Genomic DNA, 10,163 nt, shown 5'->3' on the forward strand with positions numbered 1-10,163 from the left:
TGCGGCGGCAGCGTTATCGAATTGGTCGTCGACATGCACGCAGTCATACCCGGCACGTTCGAGGAGGCTGGCCGCGATTCCGGGCACCGCACGCGGCGTAGGCCCTACCTCCTCTCGAGGAGGTCCTTCAGACGCGCAAGGTCCTTCCTGGTTGCTCGGCGCATCATAGCCTCCATGAACGGGACCGTGAGCGTCGCGAAACCGCTCGGCTCCCCTCATTCCGGAGGGTCATCACTGTGCCGCCCTCGCCGTCGTCGTCCCAGGTGTACGTGGTCCGCATCGGAAAGGGGCCCTGCGCCGTCGACATGACGATCCGCGATCCGGGCACGAATTCTTCGATTCTGTAGGTGTACGCGAGATCGCGGCCGAGGAAGCGGGCCGTGAAATCGACCTCACTCCCCACCGCGAGGCGAGCTGGCGTGCGCCACGCCGCAGAGCGGATGTTCACATACCATTCCGGTGCGTTCTCAGGATCAGCAGCGTATGCCGCGACCTCTGGGCGGGGGCAGTGGACAGTGGTCGAGACCAGGACGTCAACCACGAGCGGGCACCCGCCCCGTGAACGCGACGAGGCGATCGAGGGCGTGAGCCGACTCGTCGACGAGCTTCTCCGGTGCGAAGGAGCCGTTGGCACGGATCTGGTCCGTGATCGTTGACTGGGCGAGACCGAGCACGTAGTCGGAGATCTCCGCTGAAACGTCCAATGGGAGTCCGATGGCGGTTGAGAAGTCCCATGCGTGCACGAGCAGTTCGAGGTTGAGGATGTTGGCCACGAGGGCAGCCGGGAGGATCGCGAATCCCATGTCGACGTCGCCCGCGAGTCCGCGACGGGCGAACGCCTCAAGCGTCGGCTCGATGACGGCGGCGAGGCGCGCTTCCGTGGGGGCATCGTCGTCGTCCTCGGGAATGGAAGCCCCGAGCGCGGCGCCGATGCTGGCGATGCTGCCCCGTAGGTGCTCGGTGAGGGCCGCGACATCGAAGTCCTCGCACGGCGTCGGCAGGCTGAGTGAGCCGGAATCGACCGCCGTGAGGACCCGCGAGAGGACGGCCCATGACGCTTCGGCCCCCTTGACCTGATCGAAACCCTCGGGCATGCCCCAGACATCGAGTCCGGCATCGGCCCCCTCGGCCAAGGCAACAAGCCGGCCAAGGTAATGGTTCCATCCTTCGGCATGCATGGCTTCCTGCTCGGCGTCCAGGCCGGCGTGGACGAGAGTGAGGCTGGTGCCGCCCTCGGCAGGTTCGAGCGTGATCGTGACCTCCGAGGAGCCGGGAGGAACCTCCTCATTGCCCTCCCACCCCCAGGCGAACGTGACACGACGGCCCGGCTCGACTTCGATCACGGTCCCTTTGGCGTGAGCGCCAGGGACCACGGTCCAGCGGAAATCGCCGGCCGCGCGCAGGTCGATGCGGGCGGCGATAGTCATCCAGCGACGCAGGCGCTCGGGCTGCGTGACGAGATCGAAGGCCTCATCTGGCGTAACTGGTAGGAAGACTGACTTGGTGTAGGACATGGCGGCAATCCTTCGAGGGTGTGGTCAGGGACGGGCTTCGTGCGGAGGTTGGCTCCGGGCGAGTTCCTTGGCGTCGGCCACGAGGAGATCGAGTTCTTGAGTCCAGAACACGGCGACCTCCTTGCGGAGGCGGGCCATGCCTTCTGGGACGAGACGGTAGAAGCGGTTCCTCCCCTCCTTGCGGGCCTCCACAAGGCCCACCTCCGCGAGGAGCAGCAGGTGCTGCGAGATGGCCGAGCGGGTCACGGTGAAGTGTTCGGCGAGTGGCGTCACCGAGGACTCTCCCGCCGCCAGGAGCCGGAGGATGCTGCGGCGCGTCGGCTCCGCGGCAACCTCCAACAGATCGGGCACGGAAAATACGTTAGCGCTTACTAACGCATTAATCAAGGGTCGAGGGGAGTCGATCTCGCCGCCTCTTGCGTGGTCGTCCCACGTTCTTGGGAGGACGACGGCGCGACGCGCCTGATTCTGAGACATACCCCGGGGCAAGCTCCTGCGTGGCAGAACTTGGCCGCGGCACATCGACCGCCTCGGTCCGCGAGCCGCTGCGGTGGCGGCTCTCTGCCCTGGGCGCATCCATGTGCCTCAACGGTGTGACTTCGCGTTGGCAACTGGTATTGGCAAGCTTGTGGCAGCGCCTCCGCTTCAGGGAGCCGCGGCCGCCTTCCCGTCCATCAACACCGACGAGAGTTCTGGGCATCGTATTGGTCCTGGTCGGCGGCACCCTCGGCGGACTGTTTGTTCTTCGCGAGCGCCGAGCCCATGTACCGCTGGTCCCGATCGATGCTTTCTCATAGCGCAATTTGCGGATCGGAACGGGGGTGCCCTTCGTCAATACCGGGACGACGAGTTCTACCATGGTGCTCGCAACCCTGCTCTTGGAGAACAAGCTCGGTGCGACCCCGTTACAGGCAGGCCAGGCGCTGATCGCCTTTGGTGTCCTCGTGATCTTGGGATCGCGCCTCCCGTGTGTTGAACACCGGAGCACAATTGGGCACCGCCATAGGAGTGGCCGTTGTGCTGCTCATGGCGACCACTATCCACCTAGGTCGCTTCAAGGCTCGGCCCTGGGGTGGGCCGCAGCGGCCGTGATCGCCCTCTCAACCGCCTATGGGTAAAACCGCACCGCAGCGCGCTAACGATCCCATGCAGCCCGGCAAAGGGTCCCCTTGCATGGCCGGTTCCCTTTCTCCCGATTCGAGTTGGCGCCTCGAAACCTCCATGCCTCGAAACGCATCGGATCCAAGACGACCCGCGGCCCTGTGCGTTCGATTCTGACCGATCGCAGAGGCCCTACCGGGGGCACTGGAGCTAACGCGTTCGGTACTTGAATCCGACGTGGGACGGCGCAAAACCGAGGCGCTCGTAGAATCGGTGGGCGTCCGCTCGCGCGGCGTCGGATGTGAGTTCGACAAGGCCCACGCCAAGCGAAGCGGCAGCTTGGCCGGTTGCCCATCGCATCATGGCTCCGCCGATCCCGGAGGAACGCCGGTCGGTGCGCACGTGCACAGCCTCGATCAGCAGGCGCGTCGTACCGCGGCGGCCCATCCCTGGGATCCGAGTGAGCTGCATCATCGCGACGGGGACGCCCGTGGTGTCGACGCCGATAAGGAGCTCGTTCGACGGTTCCCGGAGGATCTCCTGGAGCGCGTGGAGGTATACCTGTCGGTCGGAGGCGGCGGCGACGTCACCTCTGGAAGCGCTGAACGGATCGTCCGCCAGCAACTCTGCCAGCGCGTCCACGTCTTCCGTCGAAGCTCGGCGAAGGGTCACTACTCCGGGGCGCGTCTCCAGCGGAGCGGGCAGGGACAGGGCAGCAAGCACAGGCCAACAATCCCACATCTGCGGTTGAGGGTCTCGCAAGGGTGTGTTCCAAACCAGTTGCCGCGGTCAGAACCATGCCTCCCTTCGGGGCGGAGGCAGCCAGCGGTGTTCCCCGCGGGGACGGGGCGGGATTCGGGCCCTCAGGATGAGCGGAAGGCCCCGCCTCCACACGATGGATGCGGGGCCTTCCGCTGGGGGTTCAGACTCTCACGATGGCGGCGATGGGCGCTTGTCCCGGAGGGGTCTGATGCTCGGTTCCGCCGGAGACGAAGATCCGGGGGTCGCCGGTCTGGCTGGCGATGAGTGCGCCGACGGCGGCGCGCCCGTGGCGCTCGTAGTTGATGTCGGCGTCGGAGAGCATCGTGGTGCGCGCTCCGCGCAGGACCCCGCCCACTGGGGCCTCGGCCTTGGCAAAGACTGCTGCGATCCTCTCGCGCGCGGCCACGTCGGGGTCGCATGCGAACTCGAGTCCGGCGTTCCTGAGCGCGGTGCGGACGCCATCGAGGTCGATCGGATCGCGCAGCGTGCCGTGGCCGATCCTGAACTCGCTTGAGGCGCGGCCCGAGTTGGCGAACACGACGACTTCGCAGCTCGTGAGCTCGCCGCCTGCCGACGTCGAGGCGACGTTCGAGAAGAGCGTCATGTCGGTGGCGATGACGTCGTCTGTGACCGATTCGGGCTGGACCTCGCCGAGTGCGATGGCGACGCCGAGCGCGGTCGCGCCGCGCGCGTAGGCCTTGGAGCGGTTGGGATCAGTGGTGACGACGTCGACGCCACGTGCATGGGCGTCGGCGATGCTGGCCGGGGTCAGCAGCGGGCCTTTCACCTGGACGTAGTGGACGTCCTCCGCGGAGCATTCGAGGTCACCGAGTGCGTGCCGGACGGCGTCGGCGACGGCGTTGACCTCGGGCATCCGGCCCACTTCTTCGGGGAAGAAGTCGCGGGTGCGCTGGACGGAGATGGCGAGCCGCTTGGTCCCGTCCGGCGAGGCGCCGGAGGTGTCGTCGCGGGTGAACACGGTCACGTGCGGGGAGAGGATGCCCTCGCAGCCGCCGGACCAGACGAAGGCGACCTGCTCGGCGACCTGCTGGGGGGTCTGATCCCGCACGGTCGCGAGGTAGCCTGCGAAGCTTGTCGTGGCCAGGGCTCGGGTGAAGTCGTTGGCTCCGCCGTTGCCTTCTGTCTTGCCGATAGTGGCCACGATGCGGGTGGGATCGATCGCCCCGTCCGCGACGAGCTTCTCGAGGGCGCTGATATCGCCGGGGTGGGCCATGGACAGCCGATGCACGCCTACGCGCATGGGAGTTTCCTTTCGGTGTGGCGTCTGGGGATCAGACGAGGGTGACGGGGTTGACGAGGCTTCCGATGCCGGTGGCTCGGCATTCGACGATGTCGCCGTCGTGAAGGAAGCCGGTGGGGGTGAGCTGGTAGCCGCAGCCGCCGGGGGTTCCGAGGGTGATGATGTCGCCGGGCTCGAGGGTGATGCCCTGGGAGAGCCAGCTGATGACCTCGGCGGGGGAGAAGATCATGTTCCCGGCCGCTTCGCTCTGGCGTACCTCGCCGTTGACGAGGAGTTCGATCGTGACCTGGCTGAGGTCCTCGATCTCGTCCCGGGTGACGACGAGCGGCCCGAGCGGGCAGTACGAGTCGAGGCCTTTGCCATAGAGGAACTGGCTCGTGCGGAACTGCAGGTCGCGGGCGCTGACGTCGTTGGCGAGGGTGTAGCCGAAGACGTGGTCGAGGGCCTCAGACTCATCGATCCAGGTGCCCCCGCGGCCGATGACGAGGGTGAGTTCGACCTCGTAGTCGAGCCTGCTGGTGAGCCGGGGGTCCAGGAGGATGGGCTCTCCGGGGCCGATGACGGCGGTGACGGGCTTGTCGAAGAAGAGCGGGACGTCGGGGATCTCGAAGGCCTGGCCGAGGGCCTTGGCGTTCTGCTCGACGTGGGAGAGGTAGTTCAGACCGACGCAGTAGACGTTCTTCCGCGGCCGGGGAATCGGTGCGAGGAGCCGGACTGCTTCGAGCGGCCGGAGGTGCGCGAGCGTCGGAGCCTCGCCGGCCCTTGCCTGGTCGGTCCAGACCCGGGCCTGCTTGAGCCCTGTCTCGCCGCTGTCGATGAGGTCGAGGAGGGAAGTGAACGCGCGGTTGCCGTGCGCGATGGCGGTCAGGTCGAGGAGCTGGCTCTCGGCGACGACCGCGCCGAGCCGGGGGGCGGCGTCGCCTTGGGAGAATGTTGCGAGCTTCATGGGGTTCTTCTGCCTTTCCTAGCTTTCGGGCTTCTTGGATGCTGTTGCGGACAGGGGCAGGCCCCTGATGGTGCCGGGTGTGTCCTGGGCGGGCGGTTGGGGCAGCGGCCTTGCTGCGCCGAGCCCCGCGGCCAGCTCGACGGCGAGGCATGCGATCAGCAGGGCGATCCCGGCGCTCCATGAGCCTGTGCGGTCGTGCAGGAGCCCGAGCGTGAAGGGGCCGGCGGCGGCGAGGAGGTACGCGGCCGTCTGGGCGAGCATCGACAGGCTTGCGGTCTGGTCGCTGCTGGGGGTCTTGATCGCGAAGAGCGCCAGCGCGAGCGGGAAGGCTCCGCCCAGGCCGACCCCGAGCAGGATCGCCCACAGCGCGGGCGCTGAGGCGGCGTCTAGGAGCAGCCCCGCGAGTCCCGCCGCGGTGCAGCCGACGACGGGGGCGAGGAGCCAGCGCTGGTCCCGGGTGCGGGCTGCGAGCGAGGGCACCACGAGGGCGACCGGAGCACCGATCAGGGTGGTGATCGAGAGCAGCACGCCCGAGGATGCCGCGGAGGCCCCGTGACTCTGGTAGATCGAGGGCAGCCACGACAGGATGCAGTAGTAGATCACCGACTGCGAAGCAGTGAAGGCGATGATGGACCTGGCCGTGCGGCTGCGCAGGACGCTGCTGCCCGTCCGCGGCCGCGCCGCTGCGACGGCTCCAGCCGGGGCGTCCCGGTCCAGAGCGCCGGGGCGCCGCAGGGCCAGGGCGGCCCAGCACAGGATGGCCGCGGCCGCCGGGGCGGTCCAGACCAGCATTCCCTCCCGCCACTGGCCCCCGGCCATGGCCGTCAGCGGGACGATGGTTGCCGCGGCCGAGGCGGCGGCGAGGTTGAGGCTCATGGTCGAGACCCCTGTCAGGAGCCCGATCCTTGCCGGGAAGTACGCCTTGGCCAGGACCGGGAGCAGGACGTTCCCCACCGCGATACCGGCGCTGAGCAGGCAGGTGCCGGCCACGAGGCCCTCCCAGCCCGGGGCGAGCCGGAGCAGGCTCCCTGCCAGCAGTGCGATGAGTGCGGCCAGGACCGAGCGTGGGATGCCGAGGCGCCGCTGGAGTGCGGGGGCCGCGGGGGCGAAGAGTCCGAAGAACAGCACGGGAAGGGCGCTCAGGAGGGACACCTCGGTGCTGCTCAGGCCCAGGTCCGAGCGGATCTGGGCCAGGATGGGGCCCACGAGCGCGATGGACGGGCGAAGGGTGGCGGCGAGGAGCGCGACGCCCGCGAGGAGCAGGACGGTGCCGGATGTGGCGTGGTCCTGCTCCCCGCGGGCCCTGCTGGGCCTGGACGTCGGGTGCATGGGACGGGGCTAGTCCGCTTCGCGGACGGCGAGGGGTGGTGCGTCCATCGCTGCGGCCAGGCTGCCGGCACCGTCATGGGGTGCCGGGTCGCGTGTGGCGTTCGGGGCCAGGATCGTCGGTGCCACGGACGGCTCTGCGGGGCGGATGCCCTCGGCTGGGCGGGTGCGGCGTCGGCCGATGCGGATCTCGTTGAGCAGGATGTTCAACGTGATGGCCGTGATCGCCCCGGAGGCGATGCCCGAGCTGAACACGGTCTGGACTCCTGCGGGGAAGTGGGAGTAGAAGGTGGGCGCGGCGATGGGCAGCAGGCCCATGGTCAGGGTCGCGGCGACGATGAGCGCGTTGACTGCCCCCTGCTCGTCGTCGTGGAAGTTGACCTTGCTGAGGGTCTGCACGCCGTTCACGGCCACGAGGCCGAAGATCGCGACGCCAGCGCCGCCGAGGACGGGCAGGGGCACGACGGCGACCACGGCTGCGGTGATCGGGAACAGGGCCAGGACGATGAGGATGATGCCGCACGCGGCGACGGCGTAGCGGCTCTTGACCCGGCTCATGATCAGCAGGCCGATGTTCTGGCCGTAGGCGCTGGCCTGGAATCCGTTGAGCCCGCCGGAGAGGACTGAGCCGAGGCAGTCGGCGCGCAGGCCGTTGGCGACGTCCTTGGGGCTGACGGGGCGTTCGACGATCTGGCCGATGGCGAGCATGTCCGCGGTGGCCTCGGTCATGATCACGAGCATGACGATGAGCATCGAGATGATCGCGGCGACATCGAAGCGGGGCGCCCCGAAGTGGAACAGCTCCGGCACCGCGAAGACCTGCGCCGTGTGGACCTTGCTGAAGTCGGCCATGCCCAGCGGGATCGAGACGAGGGTCCCTGCGACCATCGCCACGAGCATCCCGACCCGCTTGGTGAAGCCGGGGACGTACTTGACGATGACCAGGGTCAGCAGGAGGGTGAGGATCCCGACGAAGACGTTCTTCGGCGAGCCGTAGTCGGGGCTGCCCTGGCTTCCCTGCAGCCAGCCGATGGAGATGGGGATGAGGCTGATGCCGATCACGGTCACCACTGAGCCCATGACCAGGGGCGGGAAGAACCGCAGGAGCTTGCTGTAGACCGGGGCGAGGAAGAACATGGCCGCCGCCGCAACGATGACCGCGCCGACGATGACCTGCATGGCCACGACGCCGTTCGGGTTGCCCTGTCCGATCGCGATCATCGAGGCGATCCCGGAGAAGGACACGCCTTGGACGAGGGGGAGCCTGACCCCGACCTTCCAGATCCCCAGTGTCTGGAGCAGCGTGGTCACGCCCGAGGCAAGCAGGCTCGCGCTGATGAGGAAGATGAGGTCGCTGAGCGGGAGGTGGAGCGCGGTGCCGATGATGAACGGCGGGGCGATGATGCCGGCATAGGCGGCCAGCATGTGCTGGGCACCTAGGGTGAACAGCTTCCCGAGCGGCAGCACCTCGTCCACCGGGTGGACGTCCTTGCCGTTCGTGGGGTGGGTGCGGAGAGTCTGGAAACGACTCTTCATGGCTAACTCCTCGTCATTGGGATGGAGGCTGGGGGACGGACAGGAGCACTGAGATCTCGAGGCAGGCGACCGCGGCGTTGTGGTCTGTGGGCCTCACGGTATCCCGGATTGGGATCCCAAAATCACGGTAAATGTGATCCCTGCCACCCGTCAAGGGGTCTGGCGAAAATGGGATCCCAAATTTCTTGACGACGGCGGGCGTCGCACCTAGTCTGATTTTGGGATCCCAAGAATGGATCCCAGATCCGAGGGCGCGGCCCCCTCAAGGGGAGCGGACCCCCGGGGGACTGCATCCACGGCCAATCCACCGCCCGGCCCGACAAGGGGAACCACTATGGCACAGCCAGCCGAAGAACCGCAGCGCGAGCGACCCCTCCGCGAGGTGATCCGCGACGCCCTGCGGACGCGCATCTTCGAGGGCCACTATGCCCCCGGCACCCGCCTCATCGAGCGCGATCTCGCGGCCGAGTTCAACGTCTCGAGGCTGCCGGTGCGCGAGGCGCTCCGGATGCTGGTCCAGGAGGGGATCCTAGCCGAGCGCGCCTCCCGGGGCTCGGTGGTGGCGGCACTGAGCGAGAGGGACGTCGAGGACCTGTTCGACGTGCGGCTCTCGCTCGAGGTGCTTGCGTGCAGGCTCGCGGCGCAGCGGGCCGACCAGGAGGACATCGCGCGGCTCGAAGCGCTCCTCGCACGGGCCACGGATGCCCTCGCCCGGGGGAGCATCAACGAGGCCCACCGGGCCAACAGCGAGTTCCACGACGAGGTGACCCGGATCGCGGACAACGGCTTCCTCCGCACGGCGCTGGAGCCCCTCCAGGGCCGCATGCACTGGCTGTTCCGGCACGTGACGGACCTGCCCGAGCTGGTCCGGGAGCACCGTGAACTCCTCGCCGCCATCGCCAGCGGCGACCCGGAGCTGGCCGCCAGGCAGTCGGCGCACCACATCGGCAAGTACAGAGAGCAGTACCCGGACACCGTCTGAGCCCGCGGGCCAGCCCGCCCAGAACTCCTTCGAGGAAGCACCCATGAAAACTCCCGTCGTCAACCCGAACACCAGCGAGGACGTGGCGGGGCCCCTGGCCGCCGGGGGCGCCCCTTCCCGTGCCCCCGCCCTGCACACCGCGACGGTGGGCCTTCGGCGCGCCCCTCGTCCCGCCCCGCCTGCGGCCGCCGGTGCAGTGACGGTGCCCGCCTCCCGAAAGAGGGGTGCCCTCGAATGAACGACCTCGTCATCGCCCACGGGCTCGTGGTCAACTCCTTCGGCGCCAGGGCTGCGCACGTCGTGGTCGAGGGGGGCAGGGTGAGCGCCGTCGTCGACGCCGCCGAACCGGTGCCGCCCGCCACGCGCGTGATCGACGCCGCCGGCCGCGCGGTGATCCCCGGGGGAGTGGACGCCCACTGCCACGTCGCCCAGGTCACCGGCCGCTACCGCACGCTCGACGACTACGCCGTGACCTCCAAGGCCGCCCTGTGGGGCGGCACCACGACGATCATCGACTTCGGCATTCCCCGCGACGCAGCGGAGTCGCCGCTCGAGGCAGCGAAGAACAAGCTCGCCCTCGCAGGGGAGGCGCGCTGCGACGTCGCCCTCCACGGCTCGGTCATCGCCTGGGACGACACGGTCCCGGGCCAGCTCGAGGAGCGGCCACTTGTTGTCGACGGCGGTGCGGAAGAGGGCCTTGCGCAGGTCCTCGCCCGAGTTGCCGTCGATGGAGAA

Annotated in this window: 11 protein-coding genes; 3 read left to right on the forward strand and 8 right to left on the reverse strand. The window is 68.5% G+C overall.

Translation table 11 applies throughout. From position 1 onward, the window contains the following. Window positions 1-163: 163 nt before the first annotated feature. The 8 genes from V7053_RS13685 to V7053_RS13720 form a co-directional block, all read right to left on the reverse strand. Window positions 164-541, reverse strand: coding sequence for an SRPBCC family protein (locus V7053_RS13685; protein ID WP_334172827.1), 378 nt, complete (start codon window positions 539-541; stop codon window positions 164-166). Next, window positions 534-1,514, reverse strand: a complete 981-nt coding sequence (locus V7053_RS13690) for a TIGR03086 family metal-binding protein (RefSeq protein ID WP_334172828.1) — start codon at window positions 1,512-1,514, stop codon at window positions 534-536. The genes V7053_RS13685 and V7053_RS13690 overlap by 8 nt, the downstream gene beginning before the upstream one ends. Before the next feature lie 24 nt (window positions 1,515-1,538). Continuing rightward, a complete protein-coding gene (locus V7053_RS13695) occupies window positions 1,539-1,865 on the reverse strand; it encodes an ArsR/SmtB family transcription factor (RefSeq protein ID WP_334172829.1) in 327 nt (108 codons plus the stop codon). A 960-nt stretch (window positions 1,866-2,825) separates the two neighbouring features. After that, window positions 2,826-3,257, reverse strand: coding sequence for a GNAT family N-acetyltransferase (locus V7053_RS13700; protein ID WP_334172830.1), 432 nt, complete (start codon window positions 3,255-3,257; stop codon window positions 2,826-2,828). 280 nt (window positions 3,258-3,537) lie between these two features. Then, window positions 3,538-4,638 (reverse strand): ring-opening amidohydrolase, encoded by a 1,101-nt coding sequence (locus V7053_RS13705; RefSeq protein ID WP_334172831.1) that lies wholly within the window; start codon window positions 4,636-4,638, stop codon window positions 3,538-3,540. Window positions 4,639-4,669: 31 nt separating this feature from the next. Further along, window positions 4,670-5,584: a fumarylacetoacetate hydrolase family protein gene (locus V7053_RS13710; RefSeq protein WP_334172832.1), complete on the reverse strand. Its 915-nt coding sequence runs from the start codon at window positions 5,582-5,584 to the stop codon at window positions 4,670-4,672. An 18-nt stretch (window positions 5,585-5,602) separates the two neighbouring features. Further along, on the reverse strand, window positions 5,603-6,913 hold the full coding sequence (locus tag V7053_RS13715) for an MFS transporter (RefSeq protein ID WP_334172833.1): 1,311 nt from the start codon (window positions 6,911-6,913) through the stop codon (window positions 5,603-5,605). A 9-nt stretch (window positions 6,914-6,922) separates the two neighbouring features. Then, entirely contained in the window at window positions 6,923-8,446 is a 1,524-nt protein-coding gene (locus V7053_RS13720; RefSeq protein ID WP_334172834.1) for a nucleobase:cation symporter-2 family protein, read from the reverse strand. 334 nt (window positions 8,447-8,780) lie between these two features. Between V7053_RS13720 and V7053_RS13725 the strand changes: the two genes are divergently transcribed. The 3 genes from V7053_RS13725 to V7053_RS13735 form a co-directional block, all read left to right on the forward strand. Beyond that, complete coding sequence (locus V7053_RS13725; RefSeq protein ID WP_334172835.1) at window positions 8,781-9,428, forward strand: GntR family transcriptional regulator; 648 nt, start codon at window positions 8,781-8,783, stop codon at window positions 9,426-9,428. A 43-nt stretch (window positions 9,429-9,471) separates the two neighbouring features. After that, the gene (locus tag V7053_RS13730) at window positions 9,472-9,666 is read left to right on the forward strand and encodes a hypothetical protein (protein ID WP_334172836.1); all 195 of its coding nucleotides are present in this window, start codon (window positions 9,472-9,474) and stop codon (window positions 9,664-9,666) included. Further along, window positions 9,663-10,163, forward strand: a 501-nt coding sequence (locus V7053_RS13735; RefSeq protein ID WP_334172837.1) for an amidohydrolase family protein, incomplete at its 3' end; no start/stop codon positions are given. The genes V7053_RS13730 and V7053_RS13735, both read left to right, overlap by 4 nt.

This window comes from Sinomonas sp. (assembly GCF_036848755.1).
Lineage (GTDB): Bacteria > Actinomycetota > Actinomycetes > Actinomycetales > Micrococcaceae > Sinomonas.